The organism is Pedobacter sp. (genome assembly GCF_031119335.1).
In the GTDB taxonomy this organism is placed as follows: Bacteria; Bacteroidota; Bacteroidia; order Sphingobacteriales; family Sphingobacteriaceae; genus Pedobacter.
This window is the reverse complement of the sequence record NZ_JAVHXT010000005.1, coordinates 200,385-220,601: the sequence shown is the minus strand read 5'-3', so window position 1 is coordinate 220,601 and position 20,217 is coordinate 200,385. Positions and strand designations below refer to the sequence as shown.

15 protein-coding genes, 2 tRNA genes and 1 riboswitch are annotated in these 20,217 nt (G+C 38.7%); of the genes, 15 read left to right on the top strand and 2 right to left on the bottom strand.

All coding sequences use genetic code 11. From position 1 onward, the window contains the following. The first annotated feature begins 185 nt into the window (after positions 1-185). From REI64_RS07910 to REI64_RS07875, 8 genes are all read left to right on the top strand, one after another. The gene (locus REI64_RS07910) at positions 186-392 is read left to right on the top strand and encodes a hypothetical protein (protein WP_308849569.1); all 207 of its coding nucleotides are present in this window, start codon (positions 186-188) and stop codon (positions 390-392) included. A gap of 87 nt (positions 393-479) precedes the next feature. Then, positions 480-830 (top strand): PadR family transcriptional regulator, encoded by a 351-nt coding sequence (locus REI64_RS07905; protein ID WP_308849568.1) that lies wholly within the window; start codon positions 480-482, stop codon positions 828-830. A gap of 38 nt (positions 831-868) precedes the next feature. Then, the gene (locus REI64_RS07900) at positions 869-2,479 is read left to right on the top strand and encodes a PspC domain-containing protein (RefSeq protein ID WP_308849567.1); all 1,611 of its coding nucleotides are present in this window, start codon (positions 869-871) and stop codon (positions 2,477-2,479) included. A 276-nt stretch (positions 2,480-2,755) separates the two neighbouring features. Next, the gene (locus REI64_RS07895) at positions 2,756-5,209 is read left to right on the top strand and encodes an outer membrane beta-barrel family protein (RefSeq protein ID WP_308849566.1); all 2,454 of its coding nucleotides are present in this window, start codon (positions 2,756-2,758) and stop codon (positions 5,207-5,209) included. A 48-nt stretch (positions 5,210-5,257) separates the two neighbouring features. Next, positions 5,258-5,617 (top strand): hypothetical protein, encoded by a 360-nt coding sequence (locus tag REI64_RS07890; RefSeq protein WP_308849565.1) that lies wholly within the window; start codon positions 5,258-5,260, stop codon positions 5,615-5,617. 113 nt (positions 5,618-5,730) lie between these two features. Continuing rightward, the gene (locus REI64_RS07885; protein WP_308849564.1) at positions 5,731-5,892 is read left to right on the top strand and encodes a hypothetical protein; all 162 of its coding nucleotides are present in this window, start codon (positions 5,731-5,733) and stop codon (positions 5,890-5,892) included. 7 nt (positions 5,893-5,899) lie between these two features. Then, a tRNA-Met gene (locus tag REI64_RS07880) sits at positions 5,900-5,970 on the top strand. 69 nt (positions 5,971-6,039) lie between these two features. Continuing rightward, positions 6,040-6,110: transfer RNA gene (locus REI64_RS07875), tRNA-Cys, on the top strand. 59 nt (positions 6,111-6,169) lie between these two features. Here the strand turns inward: REI64_RS07875 and REI64_RS07870 are convergent. Next, the gene (locus REI64_RS07870) at positions 6,170-8,887 is read right to left on the bottom strand and encodes a carboxypeptidase regulatory-like domain-containing protein (protein ID WP_308849563.1); all 2,718 of its coding nucleotides are present in this window, start codon (positions 8,885-8,887) and stop codon (positions 6,170-6,172) included. Positions 8,888-9,276: 389 nt separating this feature from the next. Between REI64_RS07870 and REI64_RS07865 the strand changes: the two genes are divergently transcribed. The 3 genes from REI64_RS07865 (at position 9,277) to REI64_RS07855 (ending at position 11,658) form a co-directional block, all read left to right on the top strand. Continuing rightward, entirely contained in the window at positions 9,277-9,423 is a 147-nt protein-coding gene (locus REI64_RS07865; RefSeq protein WP_308849562.1) for a hypothetical protein, read from the top strand. 141 nt (positions 9,424-9,564) lie between these two features. Next, positions 9,565-10,639, top strand: a protein-coding gene (gene prfB, locus REI64_RS07860) for a peptide chain release factor 2 (protein WP_308849561.1) whose coding sequence is annotated in 2 segments (ribosomal slippage) — positions 9,565-9,624 and positions 9,626-10,639 — 1,074 coding nt in all. Because the reading frame shifts where the segments join, the coding sequence is not laid out codon by codon here. 101 nt (positions 10,640-10,740) lie between these two features. Continuing rightward, the gene (locus REI64_RS07855; RefSeq protein ID WP_308849560.1) at positions 10,741-11,658 is read left to right on the top strand and encodes an alpha/beta hydrolase; all 918 of its coding nucleotides are present in this window, start codon (positions 10,741-10,743) and stop codon (positions 11,656-11,658) included. On the opposite strand, the gene REI64_RS07850 is transcribed toward REI64_RS07855, so the two are convergent. Continuing rightward, positions 11,655-13,265, bottom strand: a complete 1,611-nt coding sequence (locus tag REI64_RS07850) for a S41 family peptidase (protein WP_308849559.1) — start codon at positions 13,263-13,265, stop codon at positions 11,655-11,657. The two genes, REI64_RS07855 and REI64_RS07850, sit on opposite strands and share 4 nt — an antisense overlap. A 163-nt stretch (positions 13,266-13,428) precedes the next feature. Here REI64_RS07850 and murQ point away from each other — a divergent pair, with 163 nt between their 5' ends. The 4 genes from murQ to metH all read left to right on the top strand — a co-directional run bounded on the left by murQ (position 13,429) and on the right by metH (position 20,198). Continuing rightward, positions 13,429-14,232 (top strand): N-acetylmuramic acid 6-phosphate etherase, encoded by an 804-nt coding sequence (gene murQ, locus REI64_RS07845; protein ID WP_308849558.1) that lies wholly within the window; start codon positions 13,429-13,431, stop codon positions 14,230-14,232. A 132-nt stretch (positions 14,233-14,364) separates the two neighbouring features. Then, on the top strand, positions 14,365-14,931 hold the full coding sequence (locus REI64_RS07840; protein ID WP_308849557.1) for a hypothetical protein: 567 nt from the start codon (positions 14,365-14,367) through the stop codon (positions 14,929-14,931). Positions 14,932-14,968: 37 nt separating this feature from the next. Further along, positions 14,969-15,706, top strand: a complete 738-nt coding sequence (locus tag REI64_RS07835; protein WP_308849556.1) for a Bax inhibitor-1/YccA family protein — start codon at positions 14,969-14,971, stop codon at positions 15,704-15,706. A 116-nt stretch (positions 15,707-15,822) separates the two neighbouring features. Beyond that, positions 15,823-15,925: riboswitch (SAM riboswitch) on the top strand. 109 nt (positions 15,926-16,034) lie between these two features. Beyond that, positions 16,035-20,198, top strand: a complete 4,164-nt coding sequence (gene metH, locus REI64_RS07830; protein WP_308849555.1) for a methionine synthase — start codon at positions 16,035-16,037, stop codon at positions 20,196-20,198. Positions 20,199-20,217: the final 19 nt, after the last annotated feature.

Sequence of the window (20,217 nt, the reverse complement as noted above, 5' to 3'; positions counted from 1 at the left end):
TTTTAGCATCAATGAGCTCGCTACGCATCGGTTCCCCCTAAAAGGGAGAGAAATGGAATTATGCAAATTTCTGCATCTAGAGCTCTCTACTTTTAAAGGAGTACTTGTTCCGATTTTCGGAAGGGTTTGGGGTGAGGTTGTTTTTCGATAGATGCAGAATTTTCTGTTTCCTAAACCCGATGGTCGTGAAAATCCTTTTTGCAGATGGTAAACCTCATAGGTTTGATGAGAATAGAGCAGAGGAAACCTATGAGGTTTTTAGCGAGGGCATCAAAAAGATTGAGCAAACAGCGGGACTTTCTGCGCCCAAGAAATACTGTCTTTCCTTTTCAAAAAACCTAAAAAATCAATATTTTAAAATTTATCTAAAAATTATATCGAAATTAATGTAGTTGATAATCAGTTAATTGTAAAATATTTTATTGTTTTTATAGTACTATGTATTGCATAGTACATTATTTAACATATATCTTTGTATTATGATAGCAGAGAATACGCAAACCCAAATGCGCAAGGGCATACTAGAATATTGTGTGCTTTTAATCATCTCCCGAGGAGAGATTTATGCGTCTGATATAATCGCTGAACTGAAGCGAGCAAAATTATTGGTAGTGGAAGGGACTTTGTACCCTTTGCTTACCCGCTTAAAAAATAACGGACTGTTGGCCTACAACTGGGTAGAATCTACATCGGGACCGCCACGTAAATATTATGTGCTAACACCCGAAGGTCGCCAGATTTTAGCGCAACTAGATACCACATGGAGTGAGTTGGTTTACGCCATCACTACATCGCAACAAGGAGCTAACCAAACAACTGAAGAAAAATAATTAACGTGGCAGCTGTGGCTGCTGATAAAAATACTGACATGAATAAGACGATTATCATTAACATAGGCAACTCTATCATCCACATTGAGGAAGAAGCTTACGAAATACTGATGGTTTATTTAAACGAGATTAAACAACATTTTGCAAAAACTGCAGATGATTTTGAGATTGTAAAGGACATTGAAAACCGTATTGCCGAGATGTTTGCGGAGATTTTACAAAAGGGACAAAAACAGGTGATTGATGTTGCCGATGTGCGAAGCGTAATTGCCCAAATGGGTAGTGTACAAGATTTTTTAAACGATGAGGAAGAAGAAATAAGAACGGAAAACTTCTACGCTAATTACAACGGTGTTAAGAAATTATACCGCGATACAGACGAAGGTGTAATTGCAGGTGTTTGCGCTGGTTTGGGGCACTATTTAAATGTGGAAGCACGTTGGTTGCGCCTAGCTTTTTTCCTACTTACTTTCTTGGCGGGAACCAGCATTTTAGTTTATCTGATTTTATGGGTAGCTATTCCAAGGGCATCGAGCAGATCGGAACGTATGGAAATGAAAGGCGAAGCGACTAATCTTTATGGCTACAACAAGAGTTTTGAAGAAGAGTTGGCAGCTTTTAAGGCAAATATGAAATCGGCAAATGATACCTTAGGTCCAGCGGTTAAGAAATCTGGAAACTTTATAGCCGAAGCATTGAAAATGTTTGGTCGTTTAATAAGGTCAATATTTAGATTTTTTGGAAAGACAATGGCCATTTGTTTTATTGTTTTTGGCTTCGGAATGATGATTGCGCTAATTGTATGTCTTGGAATGTTGGTGGGTTTCTGGGACGATAGCACTTATCAGAACTTTCCGCTGAACGTAATTAATACCTCGTTTAGAGATGGTTTGATTTTTCATGCTTTCCTTACCTTTTTCATCCCCATTTTGGCATTAGTTCTATTTGCCTTAAAGGTGGTTAACAATAGAATTGAAATTAGTAAATACGTTTGGTTTGGCTTATTGATTGTTTGGTTGGTTGGTGCAGGAACATCGGGCTATTATACAGCAAAAATTATGGGCGAGTTTAAGGAAGAGGCCGAATTAGTGCAACAAACTGAGTTAAAGCAATATCAAACTTATGTGATTGATGTAGATAAAAGTATGGTTTTTAACAGGCAAGACAGCATTAAATATCATCTACAGGAAATGAATATTGGAAATAGGGTAATTGTGGATAATTATAATGAAGGTCCTTTTGGAAATCCTAGAAATGTAAGCTTTGAAATTGAGAAAAGCCACGATGGTAAAGCGTCAATTAGTGCTACTTACGAATCGCAAGGCAAAAATTTCCAAACCGCTTTGAAAAATGCACAAAATATAGAATACAATTTTGTTCAGAAGGATTCTTCGTTAGTATTTAGTCCGAGTATTAAATTTAAAGAAAATGGTGCTTGGCGTGGTCAAAGGGTGCATTTAGCTTTAAGGATACCTGTGGGATCCCGTGTTTTGATTAATGAAAACTGCCATAGGTATTGGAGCTTTTATCAGTATTACAACTGCCGTGAAGATAGAAGATTTGAAGATGGACCTTACCGCGAATCAATCATGACCGAAGAAGGTTTGAAATGTAGATACGATATCGAAAATCCTAAAAAGACAGAGTAAAACTTAAGTATGAAGTATCAGCGATTGCTAGATGATGAATTGCTGATACTTCCACTAAATAATCCATAATTCCTATTAAAATTTTTAAGCCCCAAAGGGGGATGGCTATGCCCTTGCCTAAAAATTAAACCTCAATAATAAACAATTTAGTTTAGCGTGTAACCTGATTGCCAAATTCTAAGTCACAGTAAAAAAACAAACTACAATGAACGATAGTGATCTGATAAAAATTCTATGCTAATCATTACCGCTTCATTTCATTAAGAAAATAAACAGATGAAAAAATTATTACTTATAATGACATGCCTTTTGGCGTGGGGGACATCCTTTGCCCAAAAAAAAGGAAACATAAGCGGTAAAGTTGTCGCAGAAAATAATGAGGCAGTGCCTTACAGCTTGGTAAGATTGATTAACCTGGTGGATACTATGAAAGTGAAAGAGACTGCCGCCAATATGGATGGTGTTTACCAATTTCAGCAAGTAGACGAAGGGCAGTATCAAATTAGGGTGAAGATGGTGGGTTACCAAAACTACAGTTCGCCTAAAATTAGCTATACAGGTAACGACTTGCAGTTGCCAGCGGTTAAGCTACAAAGCACTAGTAAGCAACTGAAAGAAGTGAGTGTTGTTGGCCAAAAGCCATTTGTAGAGCGCAAGGCGGATAAAACCGTACTTAACGTAGAAAATAACGTAACCGCTACTGGTAACAGTGTTTTAGAGTTATTGGAAAAAGCGCCCGGTGTAACTATCGATAGACAAACCGAACAGATTAAACTGAACAACAAAGCTGGTATCACCATTATGGTAGATGGAAAGCAGAATTTTCTTTCTGGAGCTGATATCACCACGGTATTGAGCAATATGACGAGCGACCAAGTGGCCACCATCGAGCTGATTACCAACCCATCTTCTAAATATGATGCGGCCGGAAATGCGGGTATCATCAACATCAAGCTAAAGAGAAATAAAACTTTTGGCACCAATGGTACTTTATCTGTAAATACAGGTTTAGGAAGTGCTAAAAATGGCCCTTCAGATTTGTATCGCCATAGCGGAAATTTAAATCTAAACCACAGAGTGGATAAATGGAATATTTTCGGAAATGCTGGTTTTAACGCACGTACGGGCTACAATCAAACCTTGTTAGATAGAACTGCCAACATTGGAAATTCAATTACAAAATTCGATCAAGCTTTTAACCGCAACCAAAAAGGCACTGGCTATTCAGGAAAAATTGGTGCCGATTATTATGCTTCTAAAAAGACAGTAGTTGGTATCATTTTAGATATTGCAACTATTGATAATCAGCAGACTGGAATAAGTAATGCCAATATCAACGAATATCAGCAAAGTGCGCAGACTTTGAGTTTCATCAACCAAATTAATGGAAACAAAGCTAAGTTCAATAGCCTAACTTCTAACTTTAACATTAAGCACGATTTAGCAAAGCAAGATGCCAATATTACCTTCGATCTGGATTATGCAGGTTATGGTATGGATAGAAATGATAGTTTCGACGCACTTTATTTGAATGCATCGCAAGTACAGACCAATAGCTCTAACTTAAGAAACATTGTGGATGCGAGAATAAATGTGTTTGCCGCGAAGACCGATTTTTCTTGGCCATTTTCTAAAACTTTGAAATTCGAATCGGGATTGAAAAGCAGTATTGTGAATACCAATAACGATTTTATCTCAGAGCAGTTGAGTAACGGGCAGTGGACTGATGTTCTGGGTAGATCTAACCTATTCATCTACAAAGAAAACATCAACGCGGCCTATGCCAACCTTTCCCAAAATTGGAAGAAATGGCAAGTGCAGTTGGGTTTAAGGGCAGAACATACGAATAGCAAAGGCAATTCGGTAACAAGCAATAAAGTGGTAAACAGAGATTATGTTTCCTTGTTTCCATCGGTTTTTATCAAACAGGAGCTAAACAAAAGCAATAGCCTAAATTATTCTTATAGCCGTAGAATAGATAGGCCTAGCTACCAACAACTCAATCCTTTTGTACAGTATTTAGATCCTTATACAATTGATAGCGGTAACCCATATTTAAATGCACAGTTTACAGATAATTTCGAAGTAGGCTATAGTTTCAAAGAAATCTCTTTATCCTTAAATTATTCCAACGTTAGAGGGATGATTACGCAAGTTAGTCGCCAAAACGATGCTACCAAGCAGATAGAAGTGCAGCGCCAGAACTTTGGTAAAGCCAATTTGTACAACGCCAATTTATATGTGCCTCTAAAGATCAACAAGATTTGGAGCATGCAAAATAATTTCTCTGCAGTTTACCAAGAATATCAAGACGGTACATTGGTTGGTGCAGCTTATGAAAGATCGAAGGTTTCTTTCAACTTTAATACTTCCCAGTCTATTGCTTTCTCTAAAACCTTCAGAGCCGAAGTTAGTTTTTGGTACGATTCTCCAAGAATACGTGGGGTAGAAGAAACTACCATTGCCCAATATGCCCTGAATTTTGGAGTGCAAAAAACGTTGATGCAGAATAAGCTTAAACTACGTTTGGCAGTAGACGATGTGCTTTCTACCAATTATTGGGAAGGACAAATGAAGTATCAAAATGTAGATATGTACATTAAGAATTACTACGTAAACAGACGGGCTTCGCTAAGTGTAAATTACGCTTTTGGTAACCAGCAAGTGAAATCTGCCAGAAACCGAAAAACAGCAATTGACGATATTAAGGGAAGAACTGGAGGGAATTAGTTATCAACTCAATAATGCATAAATGAAAGAAAAGTAAATCATATTCAGATGAAAAAGATATTGTTATTCATTGCACTAGCTGTTCTAATAATGGCTTGCAATAAAAGTGGAACCTCAATAAAGGTGAACAAAACTAAAGAACGCTACGAATTGATAGCAGCATATCCAAAAAGGAAAGACGATAAGGTAATGCAAATGTTAAAGAATGCCTTTCAGCGTGAGGATAGCTTGTTGCTGACAAAATCGGTAAGTGATGGCAAAGAAATTACCTTGGCAAACGGTACAGTTTTCTATCTGCGGTACAATCCTGGCAAATTAGAAATAGAAATGCTGTTGGAGAAAAACAATATGAATGGGCTTAAGTATTTTGATGGGATGGCCGCTAGTGTGAAAGAGGCACTCCGGTAAAGTTTTTAAAAATAAATGAAAATAAAAGACTACTAATTTGGTAGTCTTTTATTTTTTGTCTACATTTGATTTAAGTTTTAACGTTTACTGGCTTTGCCCTTATTTATTTGGTTATGTCGATTTATCTAGAGTTTCCAGCAATTGCAGAATATCCGATATATAGCAATCCATTTATGAATGATGAAGAAAAGTTTTTCCCAGAGGAAGACCAGTTAAGGAAGGCAAAGGAAGAGCAAGAAGCGCTTCAAGATTTTTTGAAGTTGAGAACAGTTTAAAATATATGGCCAGTTGACCGACAGGGAGGTGGAAGTCTCATAAACTTCTGATGATGGTTCGAATCCATTGCTAGGCCACTACGCTTATTAACTAACTAAACCTAAAACCGGGGTGCAATTTGCATCTCGGTTTATTTTAAGCATTACAGTCATGTGGCCGAGTGGTTAGGTGTGGGTCTGCAAAACCCTTTACGGCGGTTCGAATCCGCCCTTGACGTCAAACCATAAAAAAAGGAAATACAATAGCATTTCCTTTTTTTATTTAATTCCATTTGTGTTACTTCACCGTATACCTCAACACCGTTCTTCCCACATTACCATCTTTATCTATACCTTCTACCACAGCTTTGTAGTTTCCTTTGCCGTCAGCATTATTAAACTCAAAACTGATATTTCCTTTTTCGTCAGTAACTAATTTAGGGTTCCAGTAAATGGTAGTTCTTAAATCGTTGCTAGTAACCGGAGCGTTTGGCGCATATTTAGGCGAATAAAATTCCCTTTCCTTGCTATAGCCCATTGGCGAGTATTTTACTTCATATTTTTTAGGAATCATATCCAAGAAATCTTGCTTAGAAATCTTCTCACCTTTCGGGATTTTTTTAGAGTTGATGACAATTACCCCACGGGTGTTGTGCATCCTGTCAACCGTTCCAAGCGGGTCATTCAAGAAAATCTCGATAGATTCTACATCCGTCGTTGCAATGGTGTTAATAGCATTGGCATCTACAAACATACCGTTTAAGAATATAGCTGCGGGAGTTCGTCCGCCTTGGTTATAATCTCTGGTGATGTAAAATTTCTGCTCATTAAAATCGAAGGTTAAGCTTGGCATTTGTACTCTTAAACATTCTAACAGTAGGTTACATCCGCTCAGTTGTGCGCCATCTATAAACCTATCTGGAATTTGGCTTAAACCTGATAGTGCTGGATGATCTGAATGGCTCGGCCTTTTCGGCGCAGCACCTTTAATTTCAACTGTTTTTAAGGTTCGCATAAAACGGTATTGCCTTTGACTGTTGCTTAAGTAAGAAGACATCGCTGTGTCGATATTTTCTACTTCATCTGCGGCATGTAAATTAGTTCCTCTTCCTGCGCTTGGCGTACCGTCTAACATAATCATTAGGTTATTATAGTTAGGGTTAGAGCGGGCTGTGATAACTACCTGTGCAGAATCAGGAAATACCAAATCTTTAAAACTAAATACACCCACATTGCTTGTCGTAATTTCTTTTGAGATAGGTTTGCCTGTTACCATCATTCTCATTACGCCTTTTCTAATTGGCATTCCGGTTAAATCTCTTAACGTTCCAGAAATGCTGATACCTTGCTCTGGGAGTAAGAATATTTTTGGATAGCGGCCAGCTAGAATTTCTTTGTACGCAAATCTTCTATAACCTTGGGTTAACATCAAACGATCTAAATCCAACAATTTTTTCTCATCGGTTTTGTTGAAATAATAGTTTGGTTTTTCGATGTAGCCTTTTAGATCTGAAGTAAGTAATAAGGAACTCAAAATGGTGGTTTCGCTGTTTTCATCAACAGGAACTTTAGTTTCGTCGGTAACCGTTACCGAGAAATCTCCTACTATTGGTGCACCTTTACTTTTCGCATCTAAGGTGAGTTTTACTTTTTGGCGAGGTTTGTAAGTAGGTAAATCTGCCTTTAAAGCTAAATTCATGGCATCTTTGTGCAGTACGAACACTAAACGTTCGCTAATTGGTTCGCTGTTTTCATTAAATAAGGTAAGCTGCGCTACACCAGATGGGAAATTCTCTTTCGGGATTTTAGCGGTAATTACCTGGTTTTTAAGATTTAGCTGTGCGCCGTAAGCGATAGAATTACCACTTTGTCCTACTAAATAGAAAGGTTTTTCTTTGTTTGCTTCGAAAAAAGAAGTGCTGGCTAAGATACGTAGGTTGATAAAATCTGTAGCTGTGGGATTACTTGCCTGCAGCGTAATGCCGTCTTTAGCTTTCGGCAAATCTATAGTAGTAGTGATGCCGCCAGCGGTATATTTTGCTTTGTAGTTTTTTCCTACTTCTGGAGAAAGAAAGACGCTGCCAATGCCCGAAAAAGAAGAACTGAATGTCGCAATCTCAGCATTTTGATCATCTACAATGCTTCCCTTAATATCGGCCCCAAGTCCGTTTGGTTTTACGGCTTTAAAACCAATTTGGTTAGGGATACCTAGAATTAATTCTCCTCCTTCTGGAAATAACTGAAAGTCTATGCCGTTGTCGTTTTGCCTAATGTTGAAACTTGCACTGGCCAATTCCTTATCGGCTATGCTTACATCGGCAACTAAAGTTCCTTTTTTGATTGGATCTCCTGCTTTGCTGGTTACCACCACGGTGAGGTAGCCATTGGCATCGGTAGTTCCGCGACCTCTAGCAAAAACATCGTAGTTGTGAAATACCCTCCAATTTACGGTTTTATTAGCTAATGGCTTTTTGTTGATGTCTTTAAATTGAATTCGTGCTGTGGTTTTGATGGACTTGTCTGCGCTTGCGTTTGTTAGATTGGCATTTGTAATGAGTTGCTTGTCTATAGCTTCTCCAATGAGCACGTTTTTTGAAAAGAAGTAATCTGGATCGAAGTTTAACATCCATAAAGTATAGGCTCTAACGTAATAATTGCCTTGTTTGTAGGTATTCATGGGCAATGGGATATGTCCATACGCTACACTGTTTTTTACAGGAAGTTTCACCGTTTGCACCAGCGAGTCTACCGAATTGTACATCTCTACGTAAACAATTTTACTTAATGGCGATGGGATATTGTTTTGTGTAGTTACATAAGCTTTAAACCATGCAGTATCGGCAACAGCGTAATAGGGCTTGTCGAAATGGAGGTAAACTTTTTCTAACGGCTGCTCTTCGGAAAGACGCTTGGTTTTAGTAATGATATTATTTAACGTAACAGTATCTTGTTGGGCATAGGCCGATGTAAAGCCAAAGCAAAAAAATAGGAGTAATAGTATCTTCGTAAATTTCATTTAATCACAATTTGCTGGTACAAACTTACAACGTGATTGCGAGGTACGAAGCAATCTTTCAAACTTAATAAAGGCATATATACACTTTAGGATTGCTTCGTGCCTCGCAATGACGGCAAAAAGCTAAATATATGGTTTATTGCTTAAGGACGGGGAATTGTAGCTAAAGTTTAACAAAATTTTACATTAGCGGGCTAGCTGATGTTGGTTTTGGTTACCTCTTTTAAATGCGGCTAAAGTCCACAACTGAATTGCTATTTCCGTCGGCTAAAGCCTGACGGCAATAAATTTGGATGGTGATATTCTTACTGGACGTTATAGTTTGCGGTAGCTGGATTTCTATTTTTCGGAAATGGTTTTGAGCTTATATTATCTAACGCCAGGCTTCAATGAATTTTCGGCAAAATGATTATTTGGCTATCGCTATATCGGCACCTAGCTATTCATTGCCGTTTGCTTTAGCTGACGGTCAGAAAAGCCTCAAAATTTTGTTAACTACACCCGATGGCAATGGAAACCCCGCAACCCGAGTGTAACGAGGGGAGGAGTTGGAATGTACAGCGGGGCTGATGTTAATAGTAGCAATGTTCTTGCTGTTCTAAAATTAATTATGAAACCAACTCCTATGTTAGTAGGCTTGCCGATGATTTAACCGCAACTTTGCTATATTTGTGGTTATGACTAAAGAACAGTTGCAGGATTTAAGAGATAGATTAGTGTCTCTGAGGGGGTATCTTTGACCTCGATGAGCTTTTATACCAAATAAGCGAGGAAGAAAAAATTACCCTCGACCCTAATTTTTGGGACAACCCTAAAAAAGCAGAGCAAATTTTAGCTCAAATAAGCAGTAAAAAGAAATGGACAGAAGGTTTTGCGCAAGCTAATGCAGCTTACGAAGACACGGCTGTGCTTTATGATTTTCAGCAAAGTGGCGATGCTAGCGAACAGGAAGTAGAAGAGCAATTTCAGTTGGCTTTAAAGGCAGTTGAAGAGCTGGAGTTGAAAAATATGCTGAACAGCAAGGAAGATCAGCTGAATGCGGTACTTCAAATTACGGCCGGTGCTGGTGGTACCGAAAGCTGCGATTGGGCAAGTATGTTGATGCGGATGTATTTGATGTGGGCTGAGAAAAACGGCTACAAAGTGAGCGAGCAAGATTATCAAGAAGGTGAGGTTGCTGGCGTAAAAACCGTGACTTTGGAAATTACTGGTGAGTTTGCTTATGGATATTTGAAAGGTGAAAATGGCGTGCATCGTTTAGTGCGTATTTCTCCATTCGATTCGAACGCTCGTAGACATACTTCTTTTGCGTCGGTATATGTTTATCCTTTAGTAGATGATACCATAACGATTGATGTTAACCCTGCGGACATAGAATTTGAGACATTTAGAGCTGGCGGTGCTGGCGGACAGAACGTAAATAAGGTAGAAACTGCAGTGCGTTTGTATCACAAGCCATCGGGTATTATTATTAAGAACCAAGAGTCGCGTTCGCAATTGCAGAATAAGGAAAATGCCATCCGTTTATTGAAATCTCAGTTGTATGAAATTGAAATGCGTAAACGTATGGAGGCTACTGCGGCGATAGAAGGTAGTAAAATGAAGATTGAATGGGGTTCGCAAATTAGAAGTTATGTGTTAGATGATAGACGTGTGAAAGACCACAGAACCAATTATCAAACATCAAACCCTGATGCGGTTTTAAATGGCGAAATCAACGAGTTTTTAAAAGCTTATTTGATGGAGTTCTAATTCAGTTATCAGTTTTTAGTTGTCAGTTATCAGTAATAGTTTGATAATTATAAATAAATGTTGATTTTTAAGATTTAGTGCCAACGATATAATAATTAACAATGAAACAATTTAAAGCCTTCGGACTGTTTACTTTCCTTTTATTTACCGTGATGAATGTTAACGCACAACAAGCGATATCATTATATGGTGGCGCTATTCCCGGAGCAAAACCTACACCCGTAGATTATATAGAAGAAACAACTGCACGTGAAGATAAAGTGGTACGAGTAAGTAAGGTTACTAAGCCAGAATTGTATGTTTATCAGGCGGCAAAGCCAAGCGGTGCAGCAGTAATTATTTGTCCGGGTGGTGGTTATGGTATTTTGGCAATTGATAAAGAAGGACATGATGTGGCCAAGAAATTTCAACAGATTGGAGTTACTGCTTTTGTACTGAAATATCGCTTGCCAAGTGATTTGATCATGAAGGACAAAAGTACTGGCCCGTTGCAAGATGCGTTGCAGGCTATATATTTGGTTCGTAAAAATGCTGCTTCTTTTGGTGTAGATCCTAACAAAGTTGGTATCATGGGCTTTTCTGCGGGCGGCCATCTGGCTTCTACCGCAAGTACTCATTTTGCAGATATGAAGATTGAAAACCAAGAAAATATCAGCCTAAGACCTAGTTTCTCGATCTTAATTTATCCGGTAATCACCTTTGGTATTTACACCCACGCAGGTTCTGTAAAAAATCTATTGGGTGAAAATCCTACGGAGCAGCAAAAGAAATATTTTTCTTCAGAAAGACAGGTTACTGCGCAAACTCCGCTAACTTTTTTGGTGCATGCCAATAACGATAAAACTGTACCTGTTCAAAACAGTTTAAGATATAATGAGGCTTTGGTTAAAAATGCTGTGCCAGCAGAACTACATGTTTACCAAGAGGGTGGTCATGGTTTTGGCCTAAATAATAAAAGCACAAAAGACGATTGGTTTGAACGCCTGAAAAACTGGTTACAGGCTAACAAAATAAATTAATTGGATGCCAAGTAACCTAGCGCCTGTTTAATCATTGGGTCGCTTTGGTTATGCGCTTTGAAATAGCCACTATCACCTAAATAATACTTGTAAAGCATTAATTTTAAGTTTTTATAGATTAATGGCTTAGCCGGAATTAACTGTTTGGTGTCAATAGGGATTTTCCTGCTTTCTACAAATTTTAAGAAATCAACATAATCTCTATCCGAGATATTGAAAACATTAACCGCTCTATTTAGGTAATCAGAGGTGTATCTGTCTGCTAAAGTTTCAAAAACAAAGTCGATAAATATTTTCTTCTGCAATAAAGTGGCGTAAAACTTATTGTAACCTACAGTATCTAACTTAACGTAAATATCTGGTTGAATGCCACCCCCTGCAAAAACTTTTTTACCATCTTTGGTGATATAGGGCATATTGCTCAATAGGCTGTCAGCTTTTTCAGATTCTGCCGTAAGTTCTCCGTTATTCAGTCTTTCTTCTATCTCTTGCTGATAAGCTTTATATCCTTTTTTGTAAGGTTTTTGAATACTCCTTCCCGATGGTGTATAGTAACGGGCAATGGTTAAATTTACTGCCGAGCCATCTTCAAACGCAAATTGCTCTTGCACTAAACCTTTACCAAATGAGCGGCGGCCAATAATTACGCCTCTATTTAAATCTTGTATGGCACCAGCAAAAATTTCACTGGCCGAAGCCGAATTTTCGTTAATTAGCACAGCCAATTTACCTTGCTCAAATTCTCCTCCGCCAGTGGTGAAATAGTCGGTACGAGGGTCGTGCTTGCCTTGCGTATAAACAATTAATTTATTCTCTGGGAAGAACTGGTTAGCCAAAGAGGTAGCTGCGGTAAGATAGCCACCGCCATTATCCCTTAAATCCAACACCATTTTCTTCATCCCTTTTACCTTAAGATTTTTTACAGCATTGCCGAAGTCTGTATCTGTAGTAGCGCCAAATTTGCCAATTCTGATATAAGCAGTTTCTTGGTTCATCATGTAGGCGGCATCAATACTGCTTACTTCTACCTTGCCACGTTTCACGTTTAAGGTTATAGGTGTGGTAGTGCCCGGATGCAAAACGGTTAACTGAACCGAGGTGCCTTTTTTGCCTTTTATCCTGCCCATCATCTGCGATCGAGGCAACATACGTCCGCTTACTACGGTGGTATCTACTTTAAGAATTTTATCGCCTTGCTTAAGGCCGCTTAAAAATGCGGGGCCATCTTTTACTACATTGGTAACCAGTAAAGTATCGTTAAGGATATAATATTCAACACCCACCCCCTCAAAATTGCCTTCTAAAGCTTCAGAAAGTTCGAAGGCTTCGGTAGGTGGCAGGTATGCACTATGTGGATCTAGTTGATGCAAAAGACTATCAATGGGCAAGTGTTTTAAGTTGTCCGCATTAATATCATCAACATATTTTTTTTTAATTAGATGGATAATATCTTCTACCTTTTCTTCTTCGGTATTAGCGTATTTAACATCTTTTTGAACCTGAAAACCTTGGTCTTTTAAGAATTTGTAGCCCAAAAACATACCCCCAATTAACGTTATGCAATAGGCTAACGCAATCAATAAGTTAAGACGGGTACTTTTTTTCATTAGTTTTGTTAAGGCAAAGTTACTAAAAATTAGCTTCTATATATAAAAGAACGAATAAATTACAATTTAGTTTTTTAATAATTTATGCCGATATTTGAAAACTCTTGCAATAAATTGCGGTTTTTTGCAAATTTGTAGGAGTATAACGAATCAAATCATTTAAATGAAAAGAGTAACCGAGCAGGAATCGAAATATAAAGACATCGATAAAATGTCTGTAATGGAAGTTTTAGAAGGCATTAACAACGAGGATAAATTAGTTCCTCTAGCTGTTGAAAAAGCTTTACCCCAAATCGAGAAATTAGCTACAGCGGTAGCTGAACGGATGAAAAAGGGTGGTAGGTTATTTTACATTGGTGCTGGCACTAGTGGCCGTTTAGGTGTAGTAGATGCTTCTGAGTGTCCACCAACTTTTGGTGTACCATTTGACTGGGTAGTAGGTATTATTGCTGGTGGAGATACAGCCATTCGCAAAGCAGTAGAGTTTGCAGAAGATGATGCCGTACAAGCTTGGAAAGATTTACAAGAGTACGATATTAACGAGAAAGACTGTTTGGTGGGTTTGGCTGCATCGGGTACTACGCCTTATGTGGTGGGTGGTTTAAATACTGCTCGTCAGCAGGGCGTGCTTACCGGTTGTATCATTTGTAACGAAGGCGGTCCGGTTGTTGCCGAGTCTGATTTTCCGGTTGAAGTAGTGGTAGGTCCAGAGTTTTTGACAGGTTCTACCCGTATGAAATCTGGCACTGCACAAAAATTAGTATTAAATATGCTAAGTACAACTGTAATGATCCAATTAGGTCGTGTTAAGGGAAATAAGATGGTGGATATGCAATTAACTAACCACAAGTTGGTAGATAGAGGCACCCACATGGTGATGGAAGAATTAAACATCGACGAAGCACAGGCCGCTGAACTTTTAATTAAATACGGAAGCGTTCGTAAAGCCGTAGAAGCAAGCAAATAGATTTACGAGTTCGGCTTAAGCCTAATTTCAAATATCTAGCCACAGATACATGGATTTTAATTGAAATATCTGTGTATCTGTGGCTTGTTTTTTTAAGCTAATTTCGTAATTCTAAAATCGTAATTTTGTTTCATGCACGAGATAGAACCATTTTATCAGTGGAGAGACGATTATATTGCTGCTGAAGATGAGCGTTCTCCTTTTTACGAAACCGAATACTCGGAGTTTTACTACGATAAACAACTCTATAATTTTCTTATTCATCCACAATGGGATACCTTCGGTTCTAATACGCTTTACATTAAAGTACTGTATGTAGATTATGATAGGCAATATGCCATTATCGAATTTATTGGCGAATGGAATGATGCCATTACCAATGATATCATGATTTTGAAAAGGGAAATTTTAGAATTGATGGTTGACGAAGGCATCAATAAATTTATCCTTATAGGAGAAAATGTTTTGAACTTTCATGCTTCTGATGATAGCTATTACGAAGAGTGGTTCCAAGATGTAGAAGATGGTTGGATAGCAGGCATTAATTTTAATGAGCATGTTATTCGAGAATTTCGAGAAAACAATATAGATTATTATATTAATTTTGGCGGCGAGCTCGACGAATTGCAGTGGAGAAAGCTTAAGCCACTACAGTTTTACAAAAAAGTTGAGGAATTGCTGACAAAAAGATTAAACTAAAATTGTATTTTTATCCGTTAACCAATTTAAATTAACTATGGAACAACAAAATTATCAATATCAGAACGACTCGGTTTTTGTACAACAGCGTTCTGTTTCTAAAAAATTCTTTGCTAACGTTTTCATGTGGATGTTTGTAGCACTAGCTGTATCTAGTGTTTCTGCATTTGTATTAGTTAATTCTCCAGGTATTCTATCAATGTTAGTAGGCGACAGAGGGTTTACTGCTTTAGGTTATATCGCAATATTTGCTCCGCTAGGCTTAGTAATGATCATGGGAGCTGCAATGCAAAGATTGTCTTATCCAGCTTTGATAGGTATTTTTCTGTTATATTCTATTTTAACAGGGGTGATGCTAGGCTTCGTGTTGTTGATCTACACCGCTGCATCTATTGCGATTTGTTTTGTGGCTGCGGCCATCATTTTTGCAGTAATGGCGGTTATGGGCTACACTACAGATGTTGACTTAAGTAGATTTGGACCTATTTTAATGGCTGCTGTAATTGGATTAGTTGTAGTAAGCGTAATCAACTTCTTTATTGGTAGCGATACTTTAGGCTATATCTTAGGCTTTATTGGTGTGGCTGTGTTTACTGCTTTAACCGCTTACAAAGTGCAAGAAATTAAAAGGATTGGAGAAGGATTGGATGAGAATGGAAATGAAATCGCATTAGCTGATAGTAAAAAGCTAGCTTTGATGGGCGCTTTATCGCTTTACATCACATTTATTAACTTATTCTTATCGTTGTTAAGGATTTTCGGAGACAGAAGATAAGCTCCAAAACAAAATTTTATATCGAAGGCCGTGCAATTTTGCGTGGCCTTTGTAATTTTATTTGGTTGTGTTACTGATATTTTTGGAAATGATAAGCGGATGTTGCACCTTTGCATTGCTTATTAAGAAAGACGGAGGGATTAGACCCAACGAAGTCTTAGCAACCTGTGCCAACAAGGTGCTAATTTCTATCCCGATTTTATCGGGAGAAGATAAGTTTAAGGGAACAACCAATTCCAATACTTTTAGAGTAAGCTAATAGATTTGAGTAAAGCGTATTGCGTATTGCGATATGTCTCTATACGCAAATCGCAATACGCAATACTGAATGAGTAGCATTAGAGAAGAACTAGAAAAACGTATTTTAATTATAGATGGTGCCATGGGTACCATGATACAACGTTATACCCTAACCGAAGAAGATTTTAGAGGCGAACGCTTTGCAAATCATACTTCTGATGTAAAAGGTAATAACGATTTGTTGAACCTCACACGCCCAGATATTATCAAGGCCATCCATACCGAATATTTGGCAGCAGGGGCTGATATTATTGAAACCAATACCTTTAGTACGCAACGCATATCCATGGCAGATTATGGAATGGAAGAATTGAGCTACGAATTGAGTTACGAAGGTGCTAAAATTGCCAAAGAAGCTGCTTTGGAGTTCATGACTAAAAATCCTGATAGGAAATGTTTTGTAGCTGGTGCAATTGGTCCAACAAACCGTACGCTTTCACTTTCTCCAGATGTAAACGACCCAGGTTTTAGAGCTATTTCTTACGAAGAACTTTACGATGCCTACTACGAACAAATTAGAGGTTTAGTAGATGGCGGTTCGGATGTTCTGTTGATAGAAACCATCTTTGACACCTTAAATGCAAAAGTGGCCATTGCTGCCATCAAAGAATATGAAGAAGTGGTGGGCAAAAAGCTTGAAATCATGATTTCGGGTACCATTACCGATGCTTCCGGTAGAACTTTATCTGGTCAAACAGCAGAAGCATTTTTGAATTCTATTGCACATGCAAACCCCTTAAGTATTGGTTTTAACTGTGCTTTGGGAGCGAAAGAAATGCGTCCACATATTGAGGAATTGGCGGCTAAAGCTAATTGTTATGTTTCTGCTTATCCAAATGCAGGTTTGCCTAACGAATTTGGTGCTTACGACGAACAGCCTCATGAAACTGCGCATTTGGTAGATGATTTTATCATTTCGGGTTTTGTAAATATTGTTGGCGGATGTTGTGGCACTACACCAGACCATATTGGCTGTATCGCTAAAAAAGCTGCTAAATCGAGCCCAAGAAAAATACCAACGGTTGCACCTTATTTGCGCTTAAGCGGATTAGAACCAGTAACCATCACACCAGAAAGTATTTTCGTAAACGTAGGTGAGCGTACCAACATCACAGGTTCGCCAAAGTTTTCTAAACTGATTTTAGGAGGCGATTACGAAGCTGCCTTAGCGGTTGCTTTACAACAAGTAGAAGGTGGTGCACAAATCATCGATGTAAATATGGATGAAGGGATGATTGACAGTGAAGCGGCGATGACCAAGTTCCTGAATTTAATTGCTTCGGAACCTGATATTGCCAAACTGCCCATCATGGTCGATTCTTCAAAATGGACGGTAATCGAAGCGGGATTGAAATGTTTGCAAGGAAAAGGTATTGTTAACTCCATATCCTTAAAAGAAGGAGAGGAAATTTTCAGAGCCAATGCCCGTAAAATTATGCGTTACGGTGCCGCGGTAGTGGTAATGGCGTTTGATGAACAAGGTCAGGCAGATAATTACGAACGTAGGGTAGAAATCTGTAGCCGCAGTTATCGCATTTTGGTCGATGAAATTGGTTTCCCTCCACAGGATATCATCTTCGACCCGAATATTTTAACAGTAGCGACAGGTTTAGAAGAACATAACAATTATGCGGTAGATTTTATCGAAGCTACCCGTTGGATTAAACAAAATTTACCCCATGCCAAAGTTAGCGGTGGGGTGTCTAATATTTCTTTCTCTTTTAGGGGAAACAATGTAGTGCGTGAAGCCATGCACTCGGCATTTTTGTACCATGCCATTCACGCCGGTTTGGATATGGGAATTGTGAATGCCGGGATGTTGGAGGTTTATCAAGAAATTGAGCCCGAGCTTTTAGAACGAGTAGAGGACGTACTGTTAAACCGTAGAGATGATGCCACTGAAAGGCTAGTAGAATTTGCCGAAACGGTAAAAAATAAAGGTAAAGTTATCGTTAAAGACGAAGCTTGGCGACAAGGTACTGTAGAAGAAAGATTATCACATTCCTTAGTAAAAGGAATTGTTGAGTTTTTGGATGATGATGTAGAGGAAGCCCGTCAGAAATATCCAAGACCAATTCAAGTGATAGAAGGCCCTTTGATGGACGGAATGAACATCGTAGGCGATTTGTTTGGTGCTGGAAAAATGTTCTTACCTCAGGTGGTAAAATCTGCTAGGGTGATGAAAAAAGCGGTGGCTTATTTGTTACCGTTCATTGAGGAAGAGAAAAAAGCCCTCTCCCAACCTCTCCCTGAGGGAGAGGAGAGCAAATCGCCGAACTACCACACTGCCGATCCTATGCTTTATCCAATTTTAAAGGAATTTTCTTTGAAACATAGGTCTACCCCAACAGAAGCTGAAAATGTGATGTGGCAGTTGGTAAGAAGTAAACAACTAGAAGGATACAAGTTTAGAAGACAACACATCATTGGGCAATATATAGCTGATTTGGTCTGTTTAGATCGGAAGTTAGTAGTAGAAATAGACGGTCTAATTCACCAATTACCAGAAAATAAGATATCTGATGAAGAAAGAACAACTTGGCTACAGGAAGAAGGTTACGAAGTAATCAGGTTTACTAATGAAGAAGTTCTATTTGATACTGATAATACATTAAACAAGTTAGTCTTCGCATTACAAAGCAGGCCATCAATAAAAGCACAAAAAGAATTAGCTAGCACTAGCCAAAACTCCTCCCCTCAGGGGAGGCCGGGAGGGGCTGCTGGTAGAATATTACTTGCCACTGTAAAAGGCGATGTTCATGATATTGGAAAGAATATTGTCGGGGTAGTTTTAGCTTGTAATAACTTCGAAATTGTAGATATGGGCGTGATGGTTCCTGCACAAGAAATCATCAAAAAAGCTAAAGAAATTAATGCCGATATTATCGGTTTAAGTGGGTTGATTACACCTTCACTAGATGAAATGGTGCATTTTGCCAAAGAAATGGAACGTGAAGGTTTTACCATTCCGTTAATTGTGGGTGGGGCAACTACTTCGAGGATACATGCGGCAGTGAAAATTGCACCAAATTACTCTGGTCCGGCAATTCACGTGTTAGATGCCTCAAGAAGTGTAACCGTTTGTAGCACCTTAATGAATGGCGAATTACGTGAGGGATACATCTCGCAAATCAAAACAGAATACGATAAAGCACGTGAAGCACATTTGAACAAACGTTCGGATAAACGCTTCAAAACTTTGGAAGAGGCTAGAGAAAATAAATTCCACATAGATTTAGCACAAGTAGCACCTGCTCCAACCTTTACAGGAACCAAAGTGTTAGAAGATTTTCCTTTGGAAGAACTGGTTCCTTATATCGATTGGACACCTTTTTTCCATACTTGGGAGTTGCGTGGCAGTTACCCTCGTATTTTTGAAGATAAGAATGTAGGTGATGAAGCGAAAAAGCTTTATGATGATGCGCAGACCTTGTTAAAACGAATTGTGGATGAAAAGTTGCTAAAAGCAAAAGCAGTGTTCGGTTTTTGGCCAGCACAAGCCATAGGCGATGACATCCAGTTGGCAGTTCCAAGTGCTCAGTTAACAAAAACCGCAGAACTGAAAAATGGGAATTCTGAGTGGGTAACCATCCATACTTTGCGCCAACAGGCAGAGAAAGTGGACGGACAACCTTACTATGCTTTGTCTGATTTTATTTCACCCGAAGGCAGTGGTAAACAAGATTACTTTGGTGGTTTTGCTTTAACAGCTGGTATTGGCTGCGATGATTTAGTTGCTGAATACGAAAAGAACTTCGACGATTACAACAGTATCATGGTGAAAGCCTTGGCCGATCGTTTAGCAGAAGCCTTTGCTGAAAAACTGCATGAATTGGTACGTAAGGATTACTGGGGCTACGCCAAAGACGAGCATTTCTCTAACGAAGATTTGATTAAGGAACAATATGTTGGTATTCGTCCAGCGCCAGGTTACCCAGCTTGTCCGGAGCATACCGAAAAAGGAACTTTATTTGCCTTGCTAGAAGCGGAAGAAAAAATTGGATTACGCATTACCGAAAGTTATGCCATGTATCCAACTGCTGCGGTAAGTGGCTTTTATTTCTCACATCCAGAATCAAGATATTTTGGTTTAGGGAAAATTACCAAAGAGCAAATAGAAGATTATGCAGTAAGAAAGAGTTTAGAGGTAGAAGAAGTAGAAAGGTGGTTGGCACCTAACTTAGCATATTAACCCCCCGCCCCGCTAAAGG